This is a genomic window from Brevibacillus sp. JB24b (assembly GCF_051713385.1).
GTDB lineage: Bacteria > Bacillota > Bacilli > Brevibacillales > Brevibacillaceae > Brevibacillus_B > Brevibacillus_B laterosporus.
This window is the reverse complement of the sequence record NZ_JBNVQV010000001.1, coordinates 4561170-4584293: the sequence shown is the minus strand read 5'-3', so window position 1 is coordinate 4584293 and position 23124 is coordinate 4561170. Positions and strand designations below refer to the sequence as shown.

Annotated in this window: 23 protein-coding genes; 20 read left to right on the top strand and 3 right to left on the bottom strand. The window is 41.9% G+C overall.

Going from position 1 to position 23124, the window contains the following annotated elements:
• Positions 1-27 precede the first annotated feature (27 nt).
• From hutI to ACQV1I_RS21330, 17 genes are all read left to right on the top strand, one after another.
• Positions 28-1308: an imidazolonepropionase gene (gene hutI / locus ACQV1I_RS21410; RefSeq protein WP_116334956.1), complete on the top strand. Its 1281-nt coding sequence runs from the start codon at positions 28-30 to the stop codon at positions 1306-1308.
• A gap of 490 nt (positions 1309-1798) precedes the next feature.
• Positions 1799-2644, top strand: a complete 846-nt coding sequence (locus ACQV1I_RS21405) for a DegV family protein (RefSeq protein WP_094700984.1) — start codon at positions 1799-1801, stop codon at positions 2642-2644.
• Between the two features lie 325 nt (positions 2645-2969).
• Positions 2970-3974, top strand: coding sequence for a LacI family DNA-binding transcriptional regulator (locus tag ACQV1I_RS21400; protein ID WP_094700985.1), 1005 nt, complete (start codon positions 2970-2972; stop codon positions 3972-3974).
• On the top strand, positions 3971-4918 hold the full coding sequence (gene rbsK, locus ACQV1I_RS21395; protein WP_116334957.1) for a ribokinase: 948 nt from the start codon (positions 3971-3973) through the stop codon (positions 4916-4918). The genes ACQV1I_RS21400 and rbsK overlap by 4 nt, the downstream gene beginning before the upstream one ends.
• A 79-nt stretch (positions 4919-4997) precedes the next feature.
• Positions 4998-5393, top strand: a complete 396-nt coding sequence (gene rbsD, locus ACQV1I_RS21390) for a D-ribose pyranase (RefSeq protein WP_018673754.1) — start codon at positions 4998-5000, stop codon at positions 5391-5393.
• 15 nt (positions 5394-5408) lie between these two features.
• On the top strand, positions 5409-6941 hold the full coding sequence (locus ACQV1I_RS21385) for a sugar ABC transporter ATP-binding protein (RefSeq protein WP_116334958.1): 1533 nt from the start codon (positions 5409-5411) through the stop codon (positions 6939-6941).
• A 19-nt stretch (positions 6942-6960) separates the two neighbouring features.
• Positions 6961-7857 carry an ABC transporter permease subunit gene (locus ACQV1I_RS21380; protein ID WP_236645895.1) on the top strand — a complete coding sequence of 299 codons (897 nt, stop codon included), beginning with the start codon at positions 6961-6963 and terminating at the stop codon, positions 7855-7857.
• Between the two features lie 28 nt (positions 7858-7885).
• On the top strand, positions 7886-8821 hold the full coding sequence (gene rbsB / locus ACQV1I_RS21375; RefSeq protein ID WP_094700988.1) for a ribose ABC transporter substrate-binding protein RbsB: 936 nt from the start codon (positions 7886-7888) through the stop codon (positions 8819-8821).
• A 167-nt stretch (positions 8822-8988) separates the two neighbouring features.
• Positions 8989-9537, top strand: a complete 549-nt coding sequence (locus tag ACQV1I_RS21370) for a hypothetical protein (RefSeq protein WP_116334960.1) — start codon at positions 8989-8991, stop codon at positions 9535-9537.
• 250 nt (positions 9538-9787) lie between these two features.
• Positions 9788-10282, top strand: a complete 495-nt coding sequence (locus ACQV1I_RS21365) for a DoxX family membrane protein (RefSeq protein WP_094700990.1) — start codon at positions 9788-9790, stop codon at positions 10280-10282.
• A gap of 265 nt (positions 10283-10547) precedes the next feature.
• Positions 10548-11414: a glucose PTS transporter transcription antiterminator GlcT gene (glcT, locus tag ACQV1I_RS21360; protein WP_094700991.1), complete on the top strand. Its 867-nt coding sequence runs from the start codon at positions 10548-10550 to the stop codon at positions 11412-11414.
• Positions 11415-11566: 152 nt separating this feature from the next.
• Complete coding sequence (locus tag ACQV1I_RS21355) at positions 11567-12067, top strand: PTS sugar transporter subunit IIA (protein WP_018673761.1); 501 nt, start codon at positions 11567-11569, stop codon at positions 12065-12067.
• 69 nt (positions 12068-12136) lie between these two features.
• Positions 12137-12901 (top strand): glucosamine-6-phosphate deaminase, encoded by a 765-nt coding sequence (nagB, locus tag ACQV1I_RS21350; protein ID WP_094700992.1) that lies wholly within the window; start codon positions 12137-12139, stop codon positions 12899-12901.
• A gap of 98 nt (positions 12902-12999) precedes the next feature.
• Positions 13000-14445, top strand: coding sequence for a PTS transporter subunit EIIC (locus tag ACQV1I_RS21345; protein ID WP_094700993.1), 1446 nt, complete (start codon positions 13000-13002; stop codon positions 14443-14445).
• A 170-nt stretch (positions 14446-14615) separates the two neighbouring features.
• Positions 14616-15296 (top strand): copper homeostasis protein CutC, encoded by a 681-nt coding sequence (locus ACQV1I_RS21340; RefSeq protein WP_094700994.1) that lies wholly within the window; start codon positions 14616-14618, stop codon positions 15294-15296.
• A gap of 37 nt (positions 15297-15333) precedes the next feature.
• The gene (locus tag ACQV1I_RS21335; RefSeq protein WP_116334961.1) at positions 15334-15666 is read left to right on the top strand and encodes a hypothetical protein; all 333 of its coding nucleotides are present in this window, start codon (positions 15334-15336) and stop codon (positions 15664-15666) included.
• Positions 15667-15766: 100 nt separating this feature from the next.
• On the top strand, positions 15767-17224 hold the full coding sequence (locus ACQV1I_RS21330; RefSeq protein ID WP_116334962.1) for a YfcC family protein: 1458 nt from the start codon (positions 15767-15769) through the stop codon (positions 17222-17224).
• A 126-nt stretch (positions 17225-17350) separates the two neighbouring features.
• Here the strand turns inward: ACQV1I_RS21330 and ACQV1I_RS21325 are convergent, their stop codons facing one another.
• A complete protein-coding gene (locus ACQV1I_RS21325; RefSeq protein ID WP_116334963.1) occupies positions 17351-18271 on the bottom strand; it encodes a pseudouridine-5'-phosphate glycosidase in 921 nt (306 codons plus the stop codon).
• Complete coding sequence (locus ACQV1I_RS21320; protein WP_116334964.1) at positions 18268-19362, bottom strand: carbohydrate kinase; 1095 nt, start codon at positions 19360-19362, stop codon at positions 18268-18270. Before ACQV1I_RS21320 ends, ACQV1I_RS21325 begins: the two co-directional genes overlap by 4 nt.
• 208 nt (positions 19363-19570) lie before the next feature.
• Here ACQV1I_RS21320 and ACQV1I_RS21315 point away from each other — a divergent pair, with 208 nt between their 5' ends.
• Together ACQV1I_RS21315 and ACQV1I_RS21310 are read left to right on the top strand one after the other, a co-directional pair.
• Entirely contained in the window at positions 19571-20362 is a 792-nt protein-coding gene (locus ACQV1I_RS21315; protein WP_018673769.1) for a DeoR/GlpR family DNA-binding transcription regulator, read from the top strand.
• Between the two features lie 81 nt (positions 20363-20443).
• Positions 20444-21001 carry a hypothetical protein gene (locus ACQV1I_RS21310; protein ID WP_116334965.1) on the top strand — a complete coding sequence of 186 codons (558 nt, stop codon included), beginning with the start codon at positions 20444-20446 and terminating at the stop codon, positions 20999-21001.
• 64 nt (positions 21002-21065) lie between these two features.
• On the opposite strand, the gene ACQV1I_RS21305 is transcribed toward ACQV1I_RS21310, so the two are convergent.
• On the bottom strand, positions 21066-21842 hold the full coding sequence (locus ACQV1I_RS21305) for a Cof-type HAD-IIB family hydrolase (RefSeq protein ID WP_116334966.1): 777 nt from the start codon (positions 21840-21842) through the stop codon (positions 21066-21068).
• Between the two features lie 214 nt (positions 21843-22056).
• On the opposite strand from ACQV1I_RS21305, the gene ACQV1I_RS21300 reads away from it, so the two are divergent.
• Positions 22057-23055 (top strand): LacI family DNA-binding transcriptional regulator, encoded by a 999-nt coding sequence (locus ACQV1I_RS21300; RefSeq protein ID WP_116334967.1) that lies wholly within the window; start codon positions 22057-22059, stop codon positions 23053-23055.
• Positions 23056-23124: the final 69 nt, after the last annotated feature.

Sequence of the window (23124 nt, the reverse complement as noted above, 5' to 3'; positions counted from 1 at the left end):
GAGTATGGTCAATAGGGGGAAAGCTTGATGTCGAAAATCGACTTGCTTGTTCATAATATCAAAGCGCTCGTCACTATGGCTGGCTCAGCTCAGGCACGATCTGGAGCTGAGATGAAAGAAATTGGCTTGGTTCAAGCAGGGGCAGTAGCCGTGGTAGATGGACGAATTGTGGCAGTTGGACGGGAAGAGGACGTGCGGAAACAAATCCAAGGGGCTGACATTTCTACAGAGTGGGATGCAAAAGGAAAGCTAGTTACACCTGGATTAGTCGAGCCGCATACGCATTTGGTGCATGGAGGTTCTCGTGAGCATGAATTGTCTCTTAAATTAAACGGGGCCAGCTATCTGGAAATCTTGGAACAGGGTGGGGGTATTTTAAGTACGGTGCGTGCCACGCGTGCGGCTACGGAGCAGGAGCTTTTTCTGAAGGCAAAAAAGAGCTTAAATCAAATGCTACAATTCGGTGCAACTACCGTAGAAGCTAAAAGCGGCTATGGCCTTAGCGTGGAAGAAGAACTTAAACAGCTTCGAGTAACAAGTGCGTTACAGCAAGCGCACCCGGTCGACTTAGTCTCTACTTTTATGGGAGCACATGCAATCCCCACCGAATTTAAGGGACGAACAGATGAATATGTTGCTTTAGTTATAAACGAGATGCTACCTGAGGTAAAACGTTCTGGATTGGCAGAATTCTGTGACGTATTTTGTGAGCATGGGGTGTTTAGTGTAGAGCAATCGAGGGCTATTATGCAGGCAGCCCGTAAGCTTGGCTTTAAATTGAAGCTTCATGCAGATGAAATTGAACCGTTGGGGGGAGCAGAGCTAGCCGCTGAGCTAGGCTGCATTTCTGCCGAGCATTTGTTAGCGGCAAGCGATGAGGGATTACTTGCGATGAAGAAAGCAGGTGTTGTAGCAGTTTGCTTGCCAGCGACCTCCTTTAATCTTCGACTGAGCAAGCATGCTCGCGCTAGAAAAATGATCGAGATAGGTGTTCCTGTTGCCCTCTCCACTGATTATAATCCAGGCAGTTCACCTACAGAATCGTTACAGCTTGTGATGACGCTAGGCTGCCTAAATCTGGGGCTAACGCCAGAGGAGGTATTGACGGCTATGACGATCAATGCAGCTCATGCGATTGGCCGTGCAGAGCAGGTTGGAAGCCTTGAAGTGGGTAAACAAGCGGATTTGGTCATTTATGATGCGGATAATCTTGACTACCTGCCTTATCATTTTGGCATCAATCATGTCAAAACCGTTGTGAAAAATGGTCAGATTGTGGTACAAGATGGAAAAGTGGCTTATGAGTAAAACTGTAGCGCATAAAGGTTGAGTGAAAGACGTCAATTCTCAAAAAGGGATTGACGTCTTTTTTGTGTGGTTCTACATCCCCAGCATTTACATAGATAACACCCTTCGTATTTACACCCACTACATAAAAGTCATCAAACACGTGCATTTCATTTTCATAGCGCGTGTAGGTAACGGCGTCCCAGCTATTATCTTTCGAGGTCTTACTAGCTTTATACTTTTTGAAATCTTCACCCAATATTACTTTTAAAAGGGTTGCTGATTTTCTATCTAATAGTCGACAAATATCAGCAAAGGTTACAAAATTGCCAAAATATATATTTTATTTTATAGAAGTACTCTACATCACTAAAAAACAAATAAAAGCTCAGCTCAAATTGTGAACATGTTGAGAGAAAGTGTTCACTCCTCTAAGAAATAGGCCATAGGAAACAGATAGAGAAGGATATATAATTTTACTTATATCTCTTGAACATAAAGGAGCGTTTCAGTGAAAAAACAAATTGCCTGGGTAACAGACAGTACGGCTTATATACCGGCTGACCTTCGGGAGAAGCACGATATTTATGTTGTGCCACTCGAAATTATTTTCTCCGACGGTACCTACCGCGATGGCCTCGATATGACGCCTGAGCAAATGTACGAAAAAATCGAGAATACTCGAGAAGTTCCGAAGACCTCTCAACCTTCGCTGGGCAAGTTTGTGGAGCTATATGAGACCCTAAAACAAAAATATGATTGTGCGATTGCTGTACATGTATCGAGTAAGTTAAGTGGAACACTCAATGCTAGCCATAGCGCTGCAGCGATGGCGGAGTTCCCCGTAGAAGTCGTAGATTCAAAAACGATGTCCTATCCGATTACACATATGATTTTACAAGGAATGGAAATGGCGAAAACGGAAGCTTCACCAGAGAAGATCGCTAGTTCGTTGCGTCTTATCGCTGAGAAAGCGGAAAGCTACATCCTCCTTGGAAGTCTTGATCAGTTTTATCGTGGGGGACGAATGAATGGAGTACAGTTCTTCATGGGCAATCTACTCCAGATCAAACCTATTCTGCGTATCAGAGATGGTATTTTTGAAGTTTATGAAAAAATCCGAACCGAAAACAAAGCAATTGTGTGCATGCTAGCACAACTCGATCAAGCAATGCAGAAACAAAAGATTAAGAACGTACAGATTCTACATGGGAACGTAGTGGAAAAAGCTCAAGCTCTCAAAAAGCGAATCAAAGAGAAGTATGACGATTTAGAGGTTATTATTGGACCTATTAGTTCAACGATTGGCGCACATGCTGGGCAAGGGACAGTAGCACTATCATGGATTAATGAATAGTCAGAATAAAGTATATTCATGAGTATTGAAAGGAGCGGATATGCTCCTTTTTTGTTTGTTTTATGCCACGTTATTTTTACAACTTATGATTTTAGGGGACAGGATGGTAGTTACAAAGGCGGTTTCTACCAGTAATCACTTTCGCTTGACACCCTATCTGTGAGCGAGTATATTTGTGTTGTAAGATTATGAAACCGGTTACAGATTTGAATAAACTGAATACTACGAGACTTTATGCATGTATTTCTAAAATTTGTATGGTCTTATGTAATTTATGTGAAACCGGTTACACATTAGATGGTTAACGAATGTGGAGTGACGCATGATGGCAACGATTCGCGATGTAGCAAAGCTGGCAGGTGTATCTGTGGCAACTGTTTCTCGTGTGCTTAACAAAACGGGTTATGTGAATGTAGAGACAGGTCGCAAGGTTGAAAAAGCAATTCAACAGCTTCAGTATGAACCTAACTCGGTGGCGCGAGGCTTGGCGGGTAAGCGAACAAGTACGATTGCTTTTATCTTGCCGGATATCACGAACCCATTTTTTTCAGAAATGGCGCGTGGTGTGGAGGACAAAGCTAGAGAATTAGGATATACGGTTATCTTATGTAACTCTGATGATCAGGGGCAAAAGGAAAAAACATATATTGAAGTTCTTAAGAAAAAATATATTGATGGCATCATTATCGCTTCTCAAACTTTAAGTAGTGAAGACATCCAAAAGATGCAACAGGATCAGATTCCCTTGGTGGTCATGGATCGTGCTCCAGAGAATCAACATTGCTCTGTCATTAGATGTAACAACTATGTGGGGGCAAAGGAAGCTGTAGCTCATTTAGTGGAGCAGGGCTGTCGCAAGATTGGACATATCTATGGCCCGCAGGAATTAATTACTGCCAGAGAGAGAATGCTTGCCTATGAAGAAAGCGTCCAAGGATTTTCCTGGTATTCGCCAAGCTTAATGGAACCGGGATATTTTCAATTAAATGGAGGCCAAGAAGCGGTTAAAGAATTACTGAGAAGGCATCCCGATATTGATGGTGTTTTTGTCGGAAATGATTTAATGGCCATTGGGGTGCTAAAAGGATTAAATCAACTAGGCAGAAGAGTGCCAGAAGATGTAGCCGTATGCGGCTTTGATGGCATTGCCCTAGCCTCGATGACGATTCCAGAATTAACAACGGTAGCTCAACCGATCTACGAGATGGGGGAGCTAGCGGCACTTACACTAGCCCAGCAAATAGAGAGTACAAAACTAGTACCGAGTGTGTTTGAACTAGAACCCATCTTTATTGAGCGCAGTTCAACCAGAAAGGAGCCATTGGGATGAAAGCACTACGAATAGCTGTCATTGGCAGTCTTAACATGGATGTTGTAGTAGAAGCCCCTCGTCAGCCAAAAATGGGGGAGACAATCAGCGGAGATCATGTACATTTTATCCCTGGGGGTAAGGGAGCGAATCAAGCGGTTGCTGCTGCGCGTCTAGGAGCCCACACTGCCATGATCGGTTCCTTGGGGAGAGATGCATTTGGAGATTCCTTGGAGAAAGCGATGAAGCTGGAAGGAATTCAGGTCAATACGATAAAACGTGTTGAAAATGCTCCTACTGGCATCGCATCTATTTTGTTAGCAGAAGGAGATAACCAAATTATTGTAGTAGCGGGTGCCAATGCTCATACCTCTATGGCAGATGTTGATCTGCACGCTGATACGGTGAAGGCGGCAGACATCGTGCTACTGCAATTGGAAATTCCCATCGAGACGGTTGTTTATACGGCAAAGCTCGCTAAAGAAGCTGGCAAAATGGTCATCTTAAATCCAGCTCCAGCGCAGAAGCTTCCAGATGAATTATTTGGTTACATCGATGTGATGACACCCAATGAATCAGAATTGTATCTCTTGACGGGGATGGAACAAGACCAAGCGACAGACCAAGCGACAGACCAAGCAACTACACTGCCTGTTGCCATGAAAGCACTCCATGCAAAAGGAGTGAAGCACGTCGTTACCACACTTGGATCTACAGGTTCTGCCTACCTAATAAATGGTGAGACATTTGGGACGATCGCTAGTCATAAAGTTCAGGTCGTCGATACCACAGGAGCTGGAGATTCTTATAACGCAGGGCTCGCTTATGCGCTAGCCTCTGGACAAAGCATTCCAGAAGCTGTTGAGTTTGCGAGTGTTGTCTCAGCGCTTGCCGTAACTAAGTTAGGGGCACAACAGGGAATGCCGACAATGAAGGAAGTGCTAGCTTTTCAATCCAAGTGCTAGTTTACATGCTAGTCGCTATAGATTAAGGCAGCGACAGCGACAGCTAAGGAAATTCTTGCACAGCTAAAGGGTGAGAAACATGAAGAAAATCGGGATCATGAATAGTGAAATTTCGACTATCATCAGTAAGCTGGGACATACAGACCGCATTGTAATTTGCGATGCGGGTCTGCCGATCCCAGATGGGGTACAGCGAATCGATGTGGCTCTCAAGGCAGGGCTACCAAGCTTTCTGGATGTGTTGCAAGTGATATTAGCAGAAATGCAGGTGGAGCGTATCCACTATGCGAACGAGATGATCGAGGTTAGCCCTGCTCTTTATGAAAAAATGAAACAGGAGCTTCCTCATGTAGAAGAGAGCATAATCAGTCATGAAGAATTTAAAAAACGGACGAATGAAGCGAAAGCGATCATACGTACCGGAGAGTGCACGCCATATGCCAATGTGATTTTAGAAGCTGGAGTTACTTTTTAAAGGCGGTGTGAACGTATGACAGATTTATTGTTAGAAATGAAGGGCATCTGCAAGTCGTTTCCCGGTGTCAAAGTACTCGATCAGGTTGAGTTGTCAGTGCGCCCAGGTGAACTAGTAGCGCTAATGGGTGAGAATGGAGCAGGTAAATCTACTCTTATGAAAATCCTTGGTGGTATTTATACCAAAGATAGCGGTACTATCACGGTCAAAGGTCAGTCGGTACCTGAGATGACTACGAAATTGGCCGCTGAACTGGGGATTGGAATTATTCATCAAGAATTGAACCTGATTTCCCATTTATCAGTTGCCGAAAATATCTTCTTGGGACGCGAATTTACGTATGGAAAAACCAAATTTATCAATTGGAAAAAGCTACGTCAGGAAGCAAAGATATATTTAGACCAATTGGGCATTCAAGTTGATCCTGATACCAAAGTGGGGGATTTATCAGTTGGTCAGCAACAAATGATCGAAATTGCTAAAGCGCTTTCATTGCAAGCGGACATCCTTGTACTAGATGAACCAACCGCAGCTCTTACCAATCGTGAAATCGATGCCCTGTTTGAGGTGATTTTTGCCCTCAAGAATAAAGGAGTAGGTATGATTTATATCTCGCATCGGATGGAGGAAATCTTTCAGGTCAGCGATCGCATCACCGTTCTTCGTGACGGTCAGTATGTTGGCACGAAAGTAACGGCTGAGACTAGCATGGATGAGCTGGTCAAAATGATGGTAGGTAGAGAAATTACAGATCGCTTCCCCAAGGTGGATGTTTCACTTGGCGAAGAGAAGCTGCGAGTAGATCACCTGTCGGTTAAAGGAAAACTGGCTGATGTCTCCTTTGCAGTACAAGCTGGCGAAATATTGGGATTTGCCGGATTAATGGGAGCAGGGCGTTCGGAAGTTGCTAAAGCTATTTTTGGACTCGAACGGCTGGAGTCAGGAAGTATTAAGGTAGAAGGCAGGTCTGTAACCATAAACAAGCCCAAGGATGCGATTGCGGCAGGGATTGCCTTTGTAACAGAAGACCGAAAAGAGGAAGGCTTGGTCCTTTCCTTATCCGTTCGTGAAAATATAGCGTTACCTAATCTGTCCAGCCTTTCATCCTTAGGGGTCCTTCACAAGCAGAAGGAACAGCAATTAGCAGATGAGACGATTAATAAATTGCTAGTTAAAACGCATAGCAGTGAGCAGAGGGTTGGTTCGTTGAGTGGGGGCAATCAGCAAAAGGTTGTGATTGGAAAATGGCTGGCAACCGCTCCAAAGATTTTAATTTTAGATGAACCGACGCGTGGAGTGGATATTGGAGCTAAGAAAGAGATTTATGATTTGATGAATCGCTTGGCACAGGCAGGTGTAGCAATCATCATGATCTCATCAGAATTGCCAGAAGTCTTAGGAATGAGCGATCGAATTATCGTTATGCATGAAGGAAAAATGACGGGTGAATTCTCACGGGAGGAAGCGACTCAGGAAATCATAATGCACGCGGCAACAGGAGGAGGTCATTCAATTGCAAGCACAAGCGAAAACGACGCTTACGTTTAAAGGTAATTTTTTGCAACAAATGGGCCCGTTACTGGGACTGTTTCTGTTAGTGATTATACTGTCCATCGTCAGCTCTGATTTTTTAACGGTAAGTAATATTTTTAATGTGCTACGCCAGGTATCAATTAATGCATTGATTGCATTTGGAATGACCTTTGTTATCTTAACAGGCGGTATTGATCTATCAGTAGGCTCTACCTTGGCTTTATCAAGTGCGTTGTCAGCGGGGATGATGGCTAGTGGTGGCGATCCATTCCTAGCAATCGTGGTTGGACTATTAGCAGGTCTGGTAATGGGTGCATTCAATGGGATTTTAGTTGCAAAGGGAAATGTAGCTCCCTTTATCGCGACATTGGCAACCATGACTGTTTTTCGAGGATTGACACTTGTTTATACAGAGGGAAAACCAATTACAGGATTGCCAGATAGCTTCGGAATGGTAGGAAAAAGCTTCTTTTTACAGATTCCGATGCCGGTGATCTGGATGTTACTTTCCTTTATCGCATTGTATTTCATCTTAAAACATACGACATTTGGTCGTCATGTCTACGCTTTAGGAAGCAATGAGGAGGCAACCAGATTATCAGGGGTTTCTACCACTAAGGTAAAAATCTGGGTGTATTCTATCAGCGGTCTGTTTGCATCCTTAGCGGGTATTATTTTGACCTCACGCCTTAACTCTGCCCAACCAACGGCGGGTACATCCTATGAGCTAGACGCCATTGCAGCAGTTGTTCTAGGGGGGACTAGTCTCTCTGGTGGTAAAGGCTGGATTGTTGGTACCTTAATCGGTGCCATGATTATCGGTGTGCTCAACAACGGTCTAAACCTGTTGAATGTATCATCCTTCTATCAACTGGTAGCCAAAGGGGCAGTCATTCTGATTGCTGTTTTGTTAGATCGTTCTAAAAAATAAATGTATGAGAAAAAGGAGAGGTTTCGACATGAAGAAGTATCTGAAAGTAGCATTGGCATCAACTATGCTTTTATCTGTACTAGCAGGTTGTTCAACTCAATCCAGCTTAGAGGATAACAAGGCACCAGCCCCTGATGCGAAAAAAGAAGGTGTCACCATCGGGCTCTCTATCTCTACTTTAAATAACCCATTCTTTGTAACGCTTAAAGAAGGGGCAGAAAAGGCGGCCAAAGACGCAGGGGTAAATCTGATTGTCGTAGATTCTCAGGACGATACCGCTAAACAAATAAGCGGAGTCGAGGATTTAATCCAGAAAAAAGTGGATGTCATTTTGGTTAATCCAACCGATAGCGCAGCCATTTCCACAGCAGTTGAATCAGCAAACGCAGCGAACATTCCAGTAGTTACGGTAGACCGTGCTGCGGAAGGCGGAAAAGTAACTGCACACATCGCTTCCGACAACGTGAAAGGTGGAGAAATGGCTGGTCAGTTCATACTAGATTCTCTAGGTGGGAAAGGAAACGTGGTTGAACTGGAGGGTATTCCGGGTTCCTCGGCAGCACGTGATCGAGGTAAAGGCTTCCACAATGCTGTAGACAATAAAGATGGTCTAAAAGTAACAGCAACCCAACCAGCAGATTTTAATCGTGCTAAAGGCATGAGCGTTATGGAAAACATTTTGCAAGGAAACAAAAACATCCAGGCTGTGTTTGCCCACAATGATGAAATGGCTTTGGGTGCCCTACAAGCATTAGAAGCAGCTGGTTTAAAAGAAGTGAAGGTAGTAGGCTTTGACGCTACTGATGATGCTGTCACAGCTGTAAAGGATGGAAAACTAGCGGCAACAGTTGCCCAAAAACCGGCTGAAATCGGTAAAAAAGCTGTAGAGACGGCTATTAAAGTATCCAAGGGTGAAAAGGTGGATGAGTTTATCCCAGTTGATTTGGAGTTAATTAAAAAGTAGCTACCCCGTGCTCCCGAAGCTTGCTAAAAAAATAAAAACATCAGGTGAAACTTCAGATATGCCTGGTGTTTTTATTTTTTGTGTAAATTGACCCTATTTTTGTTCAGCAGAAATTTCGATACATAACGTATATACAAGAAGTTAGGAAGGGAGACACTATTACACGAATGGAGTGTCAAACAAAGAATAATCTATCGCATGCTGCAAATAGTCAAAAATGTGATTACGATATTCAGGCATTAGAAAAAATCTTGCTGGACATTTCTAAAATAACAATAGAAACACAGCGATTGGCCAAGCAGACTATGTTGAATAGTGAACTGGTAAACGAACACAACAATGGAGTTTTTTTGGCTATGGAAGAGACTGTGAAGCAATTAATGGAGAAATCAGCTGTCATCTGGCATGATTGCAAGAAAGCCGTTAGAAAGATTCAACTAGAAATCCAAGCATATACCACTCTTGTAGAACCATTGAATCTAAACGAAAATGAAACGACGAACCCAGCCTTGAAACAGGGAATAACGATTACATTGATATATGAAATGCTACAAGAGGCACATCGGGAAATAAAGGAATTATTTCTCGCTGTGCAGAATATAACCATCAAAACCAATATCTTGCTACAAGTAACGGAACTAAGTCAACGGGTAGCAAAGCATAACAGTAGGAAAAGAGAACTGATTGGCGCGGAAGGTCTGAGTCTAAAAGACTAGTGGGAGTAGTGTTTATCGGTACTTGCTAAGAAGAATAACAGCCCTATCTTGTAATGTTCATTTGTTGCTCAAGGAGCTTTGACAAACAGCCGACATATCCAAAAGTGTCCAGTGTAAATAAGGAAGTACGGGTATGATAAAGGTAGAAAGAAAAGTTATAACCTAGCAAGTGTTAATTGGTTGCATAGTGGGAGAGAGAACTTTCAGTAGAAACCAAAAGCTTTTTACAGAGAAAAAAGGAGTGGTGTGTATGGTAGCTTGGCTACGACAATCTCAAAGTGCTTCAGTAGTTTTATTATTGGTTCGTCTTTATTTGGGGTATACGTGGATTACCTCTGGTTGGGGCAAGATAAGTGGTGGAGGCTTTGCAACTGAGGGCTTCTTAAAAGGAGCGATTGAAAAAGCGTCTGGTGATCATCCTTCTGTTCAAGGCTGGTGGGCTGCTTTTCTGGAAAATTTCGCATTACCGGGTGCTTCCTTTTTCAATTTCTTAATTCCTTGGGGAGAATTCCTGGTAGGACTTGCGTTATTACTAGGGCTGTTAACCACATTCGCGGGATTAATGGGAATTTCTATGAATTACGCATTCTTATTTAGTGGTACAGTAAGTATTAATCCATATTTGATTTTATTAACCACGTTTATTTTAATTGCTGGTCGTAATGCCGGCTACCTTGGGTTAGATCGATTGGTCCTTCCATATTGGGATAAAAAACGAGGAAAGCAGAATATGCGGCTTCGTTAAAGTATATAGTTAGCTAGAAGTTCCTATAAAGGTGATAAGTTATGATTGACTTTTATCAACTTTATAGTAAAATGAACTTGAAGCGAATAATGCGTTTACAGGCGTGTTACTGTTACAGACAGGCATGAGCCACACAAAGGATTTTTCTTTCTTGTTTTTTCATGGAGAAAATCTGATGTTGGCTCTTTTTTGACTTTATTACTGTTACAGGATACGCAGGGATTCTCAATGCAAGTTCGTAATTCTGATCTATGGTGGTGTCTGCGTGTACAAAAGCCAAGATTATAACATAAGTCGAATTTTAAGTAATAACGTCGTCTTGGTAAGCGATCCAACTGTGAATACAGAAGTGGTCTTGCTTGGGAAGGGTCTTGGATTTGGGCAAAAAGCAGGCAACCCGATTGCGAAGAATGATGAACGTATTGAGAAGCGCTTTCGAATGGAAAATGAGCTTCACTTAAATCAGTTCCAATCTCTTCTGACCCAAATCGATCAGTCGGTGATTGAAATTGCAGAAGAGATCATTTCATGGGTTTGCGATGAAATGACGCCTGAGATCAATGAATTAATTCATGTTGCTTTACCTGACCATATCCAGTTTGCTGTACATCGCTTGTCAAGCGGTATGGAAATTGTAAACCCTTTCCTATTTGAGATTCAAGCGCTGTATCCGCAGGAGTTCATTCTTGCTGAACGATCGGCGGCCTTAATCGAAGATACCTTCACGATTACTGTTCCAGAAAGTGAAATCGGATTCTTGGCATTGCATATTCATTCGGCTGTTAGCTACATCCCAGTAGCGCAGACAGTGAAGCATACAAACCTCATCCTTGAGATGATTCAGATGGTGGAAGAGCGATTAACATTGAAGGTAACAAAGGAAAGCTTACATTATACTCGAATGATTACGCATTTCCGTTTCGTTCTAGAACGATTGATGGAAGGCAAAACAATAGAAAATCCCTTGTTGGATCGCGTAAAGTCCATGCTTCCAGAGGCATATGAGCTTGCCCTGCAATTGGGAGAGCTTATCTCACAAAAGTTAGATGTTAAAGTGCCCGAGGATGAAGTGGGATACATGGCAATGCATTTGTTCCGTTTGTTTCAACTCGTAAAGGACATAAAAGAATAATTGTCTTTTCACAGCGTGTTACTAGTTCGACTAGGCATGAGCAGTGGAAGATGGAGTATCCTAAATGATATCACTTTGTTTAGGCATATCCGTTTTCTATGCTCATGCCTTTTCTATTTGATAAAGTCAGTGAATACCTAAGGAGGCCCTACATGTTTAGCAAACTATTTTCACGTAAAAAAGAAGTTCAGCCAACTCTACTGCTAGCACCACTAACTGGTAAGGCAGTTAACTTAGAAGAAGTACCAGATCCTGTTTTTTCTCAAAAAATTGCTGGTGATGGCTTAGCTATCGATCCAACAGAAGGTGTTTTGGTAGCACCTGTTGATGCGAAAGTGGTTCATTTGTTTAACACAGGACACGCAATCGGCTTGCAGACTGCTGATGGTGCTGAAATCTTGATGCATATCGGGATTGATACTGTTAACTTAAACGGCGAAGGCTTCTCAGCAAAAGTAACGACTGGCCAGGATGTAAAAGCTGGCGATACTCTGATTGAATTTGATTTAGATATCATTAAGAAGGCAGGCTATCCTGCAATCACACCAATTATTATTACAAATAGCGATGCTGTAGAAAGCATGAAACAATTTGTAGGTGCTTCTGTAACACGCGGTCAGGAAAAAGTTCTTGAAGTAACGCTTAAAGCTTAATCCTATCAAAACAACTAGACATCATGTAGATAGAAATAATTACATCTTGTGGATAGTGAGGGATGAGTAATGAGAGTAATCGTATCAGAAAATTATCAGGAACTAAGTAAAAAAGCTGCTGAAATAATGGCAGAGCAGTTGAAAAAAAAGCCTACATCCGTGCTAGGCTTGGCTACAGGAAGCACACCAAGAGGTATGTATAAGGAATTAATTAGCATGCACCAAGCGGGAAACGTTGATTTTAGCCAAATCACAACGTTTAACCTTGATGAATATGTGGGACTGACTGCTGACCACGATCAAAGTTATAGCTACTTCATGTGGGATAACTTGTTCTCTCATGTAAATATTAAAAAAGAACAAACGAATATCCCATCGGGTATGTTTACGGATGCAAAGGCAGAGTGTTCCCGATATGAGAAGGCACTGGAAGAAGCAGATGGCATAGATATTCAAATTTTGGGTATTGGCCATAATGGACACATTGGCTTTAATGAGCCGGATCAAGCGTTTACATTATCCACCCATGTAGTAGAACTAGCACCTGAGACCATCGAAGCAAATGCTCGCTTCTTTACTGATATATCCGAAGTGCCTAAGCAAGCAGTTACGATGGGGATTGGTGGGATCATGAAAGCACGCCACGTCCTGTTACTTGTAAATGACAAGAGTAAAGCTGAAGCTGTGCGTCATTTATTCACAGGAATGGTTGATCCACAAGTACCTGTATCAATCTTACAGCTACATCCTAATTTGACCGTATTGGTAGATCGTGCAACGGCTGATTTATTGCCTTTGCAAGCTCAATCAAGAGAAGCTGTTCTTCAAGGCTAACACGTTTTGTGTATTGTACAACAAGCGATATGATGTGAAACCTTATGGACGTCATGAGGTTTCACTACTCATATATAATTTTAAAAGGAGGAAATGATATGTTGGCTTTTCTTCAAAAGATTGGTAAAGCTTTGATGCTTCCAGTCGCAACATTGCCAGCTGCAGCTCTATTGCTACGTTTTGGAGCGATCGACTATGTTAACGATTTTAATATGGGCACAACTGGTGAATTTTTAAATCATTACATTGCTCCATTCCTGAAAGCAGGCGGTTCTGCTATTTTTGATAACTTACCTTTAATATTTGCTGTCGGGGTAGCCATTGGTTTGGCAGGAGACGCAGTTGCAGCTTTAGCGGCGGTAATTGCACAGTTGGTTTTACTGAATGTGTTGAAAGCGGTTCCACCTGCATTCGCTTTCATCGATGATGCGATGAAATTGGATATGGGCGTACTAGGCGGTATTATGTCTGGTGGATTGGCGGCTTTCTTCTACAACAAGTATTACAATATCAAGCTTCCGGATTGGCTAGGATTCTTTAGTGGTAAACGATTTGTTCCAATCATTACATCCTCTACCATGGTAGTTTTAGGACTGCTATGTGGTCTTGTATGGGGTCCTGTACAAGAGGCGCTTAATTCATTTGGTAATACGGTTGTAGGTATGGGGGCTGTAGGTAGTGGTATCTTTGGTATCGCTAACCGTGTACTAATTCCATTTGGTTTGCACCATGTTATTAACACGATAGCTTGGTTTGAAATTGGCACCTTTACAAGTGCGGCTGGTGAGCTCGTAAAAGGTGACTTGAACCGCTTCTTTGCAGGAGATCCATCTGCTGGACTATTTATGACAGGATTCTTCCCAATCATGATGTTCGCTATGCCAGCGATCGCACTCGCAATCGTTCACACAGCTAAGCCTGAAAACCGCAAAACGGTTGCTTCTATCTTCTTAAGTACAGCAATCGCAGCGTTCTTGACAGGTATCACAGAGCCAGTAGAATTTGCATTCATGTTTGCTGCTCCATTACTATACGGTATCCACGCTGTTTTAACAGGTGCTATCGCCTTTATCATTGTTGAATTAGGTGTACGTCTAGGCTTTGGATTCTCTGCTGGTCTTATTGACTACTTGGTTAACTTTAAATGGTCGCAAAAACCACTTCTGCTTTGGCCGATTGGTCTTGCTACCTTCGTACTTTACTACTTCTTGTTCCGCATTATGATTAAAAAGCTGAACCTGAAAACGCCTGGTCGTGAAGATGATTTTGTAGCAGCAGCCGATGGTGATAAGGCGAAAAGCAATGATGCTATGAAGGAAAAAGCAGAAAAAGTTTTGACAAACATCGGCGGAAAAGAAAATGTCAAGAACATTGATGCATGTATTACTCGTCTTCGTTTGGTAGTAAATGATGACCAAAAAGTAAATGATGCAGCCTTGAAGCAACTAGGTGCAGCAGGTGTTATGCGCTTAGGTCAAGGTAGTGTACAAATTGTTTTTGGTACACAATCTGAGATTTTAAAAGATGAGATTAAAAAACTGTAACGAGTCGTAATTAAAAAATAGCACGATTAAAAGAGGGCATGATCCGATGAGGGTCCTGCCTTCTCTTTTTGCCGTAATAACTCTTGCCGTTTTTGATGCAGAGTGGTCACTCACCATGCTAAAGTAAAAGGAATAACCAATGTGTGTACAAAAAAGGGAGTGAAGGTAGCATGATACTTGAAGTAATTGCAACTACAGTAGATGATGCGAAGCGAGCAGAAGCAGGCGGAGCAGATCGATTAGAATTGATTACAGGTATTGTGGAAGGAGGACTTACTCCTAGCTATGCTTTAATAAAACATGTGGTCAATCAAGTGAAGATCCCCATACATGTGATGGTGCGTCCTCATAGCCAATCCTTTGTTTATACGATAGACGATCTAAAAGTGATGCAGCAAGATATACAAACCATCCGGGAATTAGGTGCAGCAGGTGTGGTTCTTGGGACTTTAATGCCTGACAATCACATTGATTTTCGGGCATTAGAGGCTTTGTTAACAGAAACAGGTCATATGCATGTTACATTTCATCGGGCGTTTGATGAAGTAGAGAACCAACTAGAAGCGCTTGAACAATTACTACAGTATAAAGAGATTACTCACATTCTAACATCTGGTGGCAAGTCAAGTGCCCTACAAGCGGTTGATCAGATTAAAACATTGGTAGAACGAACTTCTTCTACACACCTGACCATATTAGCAGGTGCTGGTTTAACAATAGATACCGTGCCTACCTTTGTAAAAGAGACAGGCGTTAGGGAAGTCCATTTTGGCACGGGAGTAAGGCAGAATGGACAAGCATTGGAACCGGTGGATCCGCAATTAGTTGCTTTATTGAAAAGGAAACTATAATGAAAGAAGCTAGTGAGATAACAGGAGGGGGTAAGTAATGAAGAAACGCCCGTTTAACATAGAGATACGACGACAGATGATGGGAGAGGATATCGTCTATCTGATAGGTGGTGGAGTGGTACATATTGGTGCAGTTGCGACAGCTTATTGGCGGAATGAGCAAATAAAAGTGGAGCTTATAACATTACCAGGTCATAAGGAAGATCAATTGGCATTGGAATGTGCAAGTTTAGCTTGTGAACAAAAAAAATGCACAGTAACAGCTATTGTGGGCATTCATATAGATCAAGCTAGCAGGGAAGAAATCATGCTGGCAGTAAAGACAACTCGTGAAGCAATGCATGAAGAGCTCTTTGGAGAAGGAAAATAGTGATTAGTTACCCCTTTTTTCAACTGTCATAGAACTGAAAAAAGTTGGTTCTTTTTTTCACGTTATAATAGACGGATGCGAAAGGGGGATTTTGTTTTACATGAATGCACTATTTTTCAAGATGAAAAGGAGAAACAAGCATCCTAGAGAATTAAACGTCTTCGTCTTGTTGCTAGGCATTTTACTATTGGCAACTGTACTTACGTATATAGTACCTGCTGGAGAATATGCTCGCGTTGAGATTGATGGGCGTAATGTGGTTAATCCCACTAGCTTTCACTTTCTACCGTCTAAGCCTGTCCATCCATTTGATACGCTGATTAGTATTCATAAAGGAATGGTTGAGACAGCCGACATTATTTTCTTTGTCCTCATGGTAGGAGGAACATATGGAATTATTACATACTCCGGCGCAATGGAGGCTTTGGTGCTAACTATGGCACGTAGGCTAGGGAATCAGGAAAAATGGCTGGTTCCACTGATGATGCTATTCTTTGGTGTCTGTGGTTCCTTAATGGCAATGGCTGAGGAGACACTACCGTATCTAGCCTTACTTATTCCTTTAGCTTTGGCATTAGGTTTTGATGTAATTACAGGTGCAGCGATTGTACTAGTAGGGGCCCAAATCGGTTTTAGTACTGCTCTTATTAATCCTTTTACTATTGGTGTTGCTCAGAAGATAGCAGAACTTCCTCTGTTTTCTGGTATGAGCTTTCGAATTGGGCTATTTGTGGTTCTATACATAGTTAGTGTTACCTTTGTATATCGCTATGCGATGAAAGTGAAGAGAGACCCATCTAAAGGCTTCTTTGTGGAGAATAGCTTTGGAAAAGAGATGTCTCATACTTATTTTGCTCCTATTGATTTGCAAGCCTCAGACAAACAAAAGGTAGTAGATCACAAAGTATTTCTCACCAAGCACAAGCTTGTTCTGCTTAGCTTCCTGCTGACATTAGGTACAATTGCATTTGGTGTCATCAAGCAAGGGTGGTTTATTTCTGAGATTGCCACCATATTTTTATGTTTAGCGTTGGTATCTGGTTTAATCTGCCGTATGAGTGGAAACGAGTTTGTTACTTGCTTTATCAGTGGGGCAGCAGATTTATTAGAAGGGGCTCTAATCATTGGAATGGCCCGGGCTATCTTACTGGTTCTGACAGAAGGGCAGGTAATGGATACGATTCTGTTCTATTCAGCTCAAGCTATTCAGCAGATACCCTCCTCTTTAACAGCTATGGGCATGTTTATCCTTCAATGCTTTTTAAATGTGATTGTCCCGTCGGGGAGTGGTCAAGCGGCACTAACAATGCCAATCATGACACCTTTGGCTGATTTGGTGGGCATCACTCGTCAGACCGCAGTATTAGCCTTTCAATTGGGAGACGGCTTTACTAATATTGTAACTCCTACCTCTGGATATTTTATGGCTGGACTAGCCTTGGCCAAAATTCCGTGGATTCGCTGGTTTAAGTGGATTATGCCTCTAATTGGTTTGCAGATAATAGTGGGAGGTATTGCTATCATCGTTGCACAGGTGATTGGATATGGGCCTTACTAACAAACCATGCGTAGGCTATTAAAATAAAAATGAGGGCAGTTCCAGAAGATGGGGAAACCACTCTGGAACTGCCCTTTTTAGATATGAAGTGTTTTATACCAAAATGATATCTAGATTTTTACTAGCTTATTGATGTTGTTTCTTTTTGTATTCAACTGCAATCTTAGCAGCTACCTCTGCGTTGTGATATACAAGTGCGATGTTGGTTTCTAAGCTTTTGCCTGCTGTTAGTTCTTTTACTTTTGAAAGCAAGAACGGTGTTACTTTTTTACCAGCGATATTATTTTCTTTGGCTTCAGCTAATGCTTGCTGGATTGCAGCTTCAATCTGATCGTATGGAAGAGCAGATTCTTCTGGTACAGGATTGGAGATAACCATTCCACCCTGCATACCTAGCTTCCATTTCGTATCCATTACGGAAGCTACTGAATCAGGCGTGTCCAATTTGAAGTCAACGCCGTAGCCGCTCTTACGGGAGTAGAAGGAAGGGAATTCGTCTGTTTTGTAACCAACTACTGGTACACCTTGTGTTTCTAAGTATTCCAAAGTACGTCCGATATCTAGAATTGATTTACAACCTGCGCAAACCACGGCTACGCTAGTATTCGCCAATTCTGTTAGGTCAGCAGATACGTCCCACGTTACTTCTCCTTCACGGTGAACTCCACCAATACCACCTGTAGCAAACATTTCGATACCAGCTAGTTCAGCAGCAATCATAGTGCCTGCAACAGTGGTCGCTCCAATTTTACCTGTTGCTAGGATATAAGGTAAATCACGGCGGCTTACTTTCTCGACGGATTTGTTAGTAGCGAATTCTTGTAATTCTTGATCGGTAAGACCAATTTTAATTTTGCCATCCATGATACCAATAGTAGCTGGTACAGCACCGTTATCGCGAATGATTTGCTCAACTTTTTTAGCCATCTCAATATTTTGTGGATACGGCATACCGTGAGAGATAATGGTTGTTTCCAAAGCGACGATCGGTAATTTATTTTCTAGGGCGTGTGCAACCTCTTCAGTAAAAGTTAAGTAGTTTTTCATTGTGCATTCTCCTTTACGAACTGATATAGTTTTTCCGGCTGTAATTCGGGAGAGACAGATTGTTCTGTTACTAGCGTCAGAGCTGATGCAGCAAGACCTAAGCGGCAAGCATCTAAAAGCTCTTCACCATGTAGAACACCATGCAGCAAACCTGAAGCAAAGGCATCACCAGCACCGGTAACATCTACTACATCCACTGGATATGGTGGAAGTAAAACCTCATGCTCAGGGGAGGACACAAAAATGCCTTGTTCACCCATGGTTACGATGACATTGAGAGCACCGCGTTTACGAATCAACTGGCAAGCTGTTTTTACATCCTCTACATTGTTAATCTTCATGCCAGATAGAATCTCAGCTTCTTCCTGATTAGGTAAAATGCTTGTGACACCCATGAGGGATTCTGGTAATTTTTTCGCTTTGGCAGAAGAGACGGGATCAATATACAAAGTAATGTTCTCATCGTGGCAACGTGTGATCATGTATGCCAACACTTCCTCAGGTAAGTTCGTATCTAGAAGCACAATGTCGGAAGCAACGATATGAGTCCATTTCTCAGCAACCATCTCGGTTGTTACTTTTTCATAAATATCCATGTTTGCTAGGGAAACGTACATTTCACCATCTACATCTAGTAGTGCTGTGTAAGTACCTGTTTGTTCAGAGGAGAGCATCCAGGATTGACTAACGTCTACGCCATGCTGTTTGGTTTCTGCAAGAACCCATTCACCTTCTTTGTCATTACCTACGCTTGTAATAAGCAAGGTAACGCAACCAAGACGTCCCAAATTTTCGGCAATGTTTCGGGCAACCCCTCCACATGATGAAGAGATGCTAACTGGATTGGAAGAGTGCAGCTTGACTTGTTGTTTACTGCGAGCTTTGCGATCCAGATTGGCACCCCCAAGGCAAGTGATGGAAGCTTCTTCTTTTAAAATGTAGGCTCTTCCTTTGATTTGGCCTTGTTTCATCATAGTGGCAATATACCCTGCTACAGCTGAGCGGGAAATTCCCATTTTATTGGCTAATTCTTGTTGACTGATGAAGGGATTCAAACGGATGTAGTGCAAGATTTGTTGTTCTTTATCCATATGACACTCCTCCTTTCAAACAAAAGTTTATCACTTAAACAAAAGTTTGTAAAGTATTTGTTTATGAAGTATGATAGGAGAAAACATTTTACAAAAATCCTTGTGGGCTATTTCTAGTAATAGTTTCTCTACTATCTAAGCAAAAGTCTATCTGAATAACAAAAGTTGAGTTACAATAACAAAAAGTGGCGAAAAAGGGGCGGTTGGTGTGTCATTAGTAGGAGAGGAACGAAAGGAGCTCATCTTAGAACTACTACAACAAGAAGGAAAAGTAAAAACAACAGAGCTAGTAGAAAAGCTACAAGTCTCTTCAGAATCCGTACGTCGGTATTTAGAAGAGCTGGAACAAGAGCAGAGGCTCAAGCGAGTTTATGGAGGAGCCGTAAAAGTTGGTGGAGACATTGAGTTACTTTCTTATAAAGATGACTCAGAAATTTGTTATAGCAGCATAAAAGGAATTGCGCAGACAGCAGCAAATTTAGTACAGCATGGTGAAAGTGTAGTGCTAGATGACGGGGTTATTTCACTATATATGTTGCCCTACTTATTAGAAAAACAAGACGTGACGATCATTACCTGCTCTGTACGATTACTACAAGCCTTTTTTCTGCAAGAGAAAAGGGATGAGTTTTCAGGAGATATTTATTTTTTAGGTGGGAAGGTACATCAAAAGCATGCACGTGTATGCGGATTGATGACAGAAAAAATGATGGAATATTTCCATGCAGATAAAGCTTTCTTGTGTGTAGATGGATTATCCTTACAAAAAGGAATGAGCCATCATGATGCTGAACGAGCTTTTTTAGTCCGGAAATTTATGGAGAATTCAAAGAAATGTATCGTGCTTTGTGATCAGGCTAAATTGGAATTACAGACTTTTTATAAAATTGCAGACATAAAAGACATCCAGACGATTATTTGTGATAGAGAAATACCAGAGGAATGGATAGAAAAATGTCAAGAATGGCAGGTACAATGGTTGATTGCCTCCGAGGTGTAACCGGTTACACAGAACTTTCGTACATATTCTTACTGTGCTAACACATAATAACAGCAAATATGAGAGTTCAGGAGGCACAACATGTGGTACAGCAGTTGGATGCTTACGGTATTGATGATTGGATACACAGGATGGGGCGGAGATACGGCGAACTCTCTTCGGGGAGAACAGCACACCCAAGTCATCCAAAATGAACTAAAAATCCGTTCCGTCAAAGAACTAACCAATGAGTCCCAGGCTATTATTCATGCAACAGCATTGGAATCCATTAATGAGCAAGCTACAGACCGATCTGTTCAAGGAAGAAGAGTTGTCAAATATACACAAACCTTTCAAGTAAAAACGACACTAAAGGGGAACATAGGGAGCCAAGTACGGGTTATCTTTTATGGATTGGAACCTAAACCTGTGGCTAGGGACCCTTTAAATTTACAGTATCCTGGGGCGCTTGGGGATGGTGAATATTTTTTATTCTTAAAAAAATTGGACTCCAATTCCTACACAACCGTAGATAAATGGCAAGGAATCTATCCTATCTTCGGGGAAAGAACGGTTGCTCTGGAAGGACAAGGAATTTCTGAATTAAATGGATTAACACCGAATCAGATGATTGATAAAATAAAACAGGTAACAAGATAATAATAGAGAAAGCCGTTTTCTGTATAAAGAGAAAACGGCTTTTTTAGGAAGCTCTTATTATAAATTAGTCTAGCAATCCCAACATAGCTAACCCCTTTGCAATCCCATTCTCATTACAATGTGCTGTCACATAGCGGGCTTTTTGTTTTGCTTCTGCAACGGCATTGCCCATAGCCACACCGTGTCCTACGGTTTCAAGCATTTCTAAATCATTTAGACCATCACCAAAGGCATAGGTGTGTTCAAGAGAAAATTTACCGTGTTCCAGCATTTTCTGAATACCGACTGCCTTGGAGCTTCCTAATGGAATAATATCTAAGGCATAATCATGCCAGTGAATAAAGCCTAACTGCGGGAAACGCTCTACGTACTCTTTTGCAGGCTCCGGTGAGCAGAAGATGATGCTTTGATAGATCGGGTTTTGCTTGTAATAATCAGGATCAAGCAAAGGTTTAGCCAATTGCAGCTCACCATAAATTTCGTCCAAACGAGGATCGTTAAGATGGTTGGCACATAACATTTCATGATTTACATAGGTGAGAACGTGACCGTGCTTGTCGGCAAGGTTCGTTAAATCTGTTAATTGCTCCATCGAGATTGGATTACTATAGATTGCTTCTCCTTCAAACACAACATATTGACCGTTTATAGAAACATAAGAATGGATGTCTAATTCCCTACAAATATCTTCTAATTGCTTAGGCATACGACCAGAAGCAATAGCCGTATAGATTCCATTTTCACGTAATCGACGTACAGCGTCGCGTGTGCTTGCTAGCAATTGCTTATCATCGGTAAGTAAGGTTCCGTCTACATCAAAAAATACGATTTTTCTCTCCACTTGGATTTCCTCCGCTTTTCTCTAGTTGATCTAAGTGATATCACTGTGTCGTAACGCCCAGAGGTCACGCCGACACCAAGTGATACTAACAAGACTAACCTTACAATATGAAAAGCATTTCAGGTCAAGTAATTTCTTCAGATTTTCTAGAGAACAATGAGAACATAGCATCTATAAACAGCTTATTTTACAATGGAGAGAGGGGGGATGACACATGGCTAATATAAAACAGATAGCTGAGCTAGCAGGTGTATCTATTACAACCGTATCACGGGTTCTTAACAATCATCCCTATGTACAGGAAGCTAAGCGTGAGGCAGTCTGGGATGCCGTACATAAGCTTAATTACTCGCCGAACAGTAACGCTGTTCATTTGGTAAAGGGGAGAACAGGTATGGTGGCGGTCCTCTTACCGTTTGTCAATCATCCCTTTGCTGGAATGGTGTTGGAAGGAATTGCTGAACAAGCACTAGTGAATAATTACCGATTAATTTTATGCCAGACCAATTATGATCAAAATGAAGAAAAGCGTGTATTGGATATGCTGAAATCGAAGCAAATAGATGGGGTGATCATTGTTTCAAGAAAAGGCAAATGGGAAATGGTAGAGTCGTACGCTTCCTATGGACCTATTGTTGCTTGTGAGAAAGTAGATAGTGAAGTTATTTCTTATGTACATGTTGATCGGTATAAAGGTACGAAGGAATGCTTTCGTTATCTAGTAGAAAAAGGCTATCGACAAATTGGTTTTTCTCTTGGAACCAGTGGAACTCATAATGGAAAAAAACGTATGCAGGCTTATTTGGAAGGTATTGCCGATTTGGGAGAATGCGTTCGACCAGAATGGATTTTTGAAAATTGCTATCAGATGGAGGATGGTTCGCAGGTTGTGCAGCGATTGGCTCAGCTAAAAGAACGTCCACAAGCGATTATGGTAGCAGGTGATTTACCGGCAGCAGGTATGATAACAGAAGCAAAAAAACTAGGATGGGGCATCCCTGAGGACTTGGCTATTATCGGCTTTGATAATTTACCGTTGGCGAGCATCCTTGATCTAACAACCATGAATGTACCTAGCTTTGAAGCAGGAAAGGTTGCTTTTCAGTTATTTATCGAACAAATTCCTGAGCGGGGAAACAAGCTAAAGGATAGAACAATCGTCACTAGAAAGGTAGAACTTCCGTTGAAGTTTATCACACGAGGCAGTGCGTGATCTTTTCTGTTGAAACGAATTCAACAATAGGTTCGTCAAAGCAGATATTCAGATAATGCGTAGATTGGC

Excerpts from the sequence above, each read along its gene's own strand:
- hutI (WP_116334956.1), top strand. The coding sequence starts at position 28 with ATGTCGAAAATCGACTTGCTTGTTCATAATATCAAAGCGCTCGTCACT.
- ACQV1I_RS21400 (WP_094700985.1), top strand. The coding sequence starts at position 2,970 with ATGGCAACGATTCGCGATGTAGCAAAGCTGGCAGGTGTATCTGTGGCA.
- rbsK (WP_116334957.1), top strand. The coding sequence starts at position 3,971 with ATGAAAGCACTACGAATAGCTGTCATTGGCAGTCTTAACATGGATGTT.
- rbsD (WP_018673754.1), top strand. The coding sequence starts at position 4,998 with ATGAAGAAAATCGGGATCATGAATAGTGAAATTTCGACTATCATCAGT.
- ACQV1I_RS21385 (WP_116334958.1), top strand. The coding sequence starts at position 5,409 with ATGACAGATTTATTGTTAGAAATGAAGGGCATCTGCAAGTCGTTTCCC.
- ACQV1I_RS21380 (WP_236645895.1), top strand. The coding sequence starts at position 6,961 with ATGGGCCCGTTACTGGGACTGTTTCTGTTAGTGATTATACTGTCCATC.
- rbsB (WP_094700988.1), top strand. The coding sequence starts at position 7,886 with ATGAAGAAGTATCTGAAAGTAGCATTGGCATCAACTATGCTTTTATCT.
- ACQV1I_RS21370 (WP_116334960.1), top strand. The coding sequence starts at position 8,989 with ATGGAGTGTCAAACAAAGAATAATCTATCGCATGCTGCAAATAGTCAA.
- ACQV1I_RS21365 (WP_094700990.1), top strand. The coding sequence starts at position 9,788 with ATGGTAGCTTGGCTACGACAATCTCAAAGTGCTTCAGTAGTTTTATTA.
- ACQV1I_RS21355 (WP_018673761.1), top strand. The coding sequence starts at position 11,567 with ATGTTTAGCAAACTATTTTCACGTAAAAAAGAAGTTCAGCCAACTCTA.
- nagB (WP_094700992.1), top strand. The coding sequence starts at position 12,137 with ATGAGAGTAATCGTATCAGAAAATTATCAGGAACTAAGTAAAAAAGCT.
- ACQV1I_RS21345 (WP_094700993.1), top strand. The coding sequence starts at position 13,000 with ATGTTGGCTTTTCTTCAAAAGATTGGTAAAGCTTTGATGCTTCCAGTC.
- ACQV1I_RS21340 (WP_094700994.1), top strand. The coding sequence starts at position 14,616 with ATGATACTTGAAGTAATTGCAACTACAGTAGATGATGCGAAGCGAGCA.
- ACQV1I_RS21335 (WP_116334961.1), top strand. The coding sequence starts at position 15,334 with ATGAAGAAACGCCCGTTTAACATAGAGATACGACGACAGATGATGGGA.
- ACQV1I_RS21330 (WP_116334962.1), top strand. The coding sequence starts at position 15,767 with ATGAATGCACTATTTTTCAAGATGAAAAGGAGAAACAAGCATCCTAGA.
- ACQV1I_RS21325 (WP_116334963.1), bottom strand. The coding sequence starts at position 18,271 with ATGAAAAACTACTTAACTTTTACTGAAGAGGTTGCACACGCCCTAGAA.
- ACQV1I_RS21320 (WP_116334964.1), bottom strand. The coding sequence starts at position 19,362 with ATGGATAAAGAACAACAAATCTTGCACTACATCCGTTTGAATCCCTTC.
- ACQV1I_RS21310 (WP_116334965.1), top strand. The coding sequence starts at position 20,444 with ATGTGGTACAGCAGTTGGATGCTTACGGTATTGATGATTGGATACACA.
- ACQV1I_RS21300 (WP_116334967.1), top strand. The coding sequence starts at position 22,057 with ATGGCTAATATAAAACAGATAGCTGAGCTAGCAGGTGTATCTATTACA.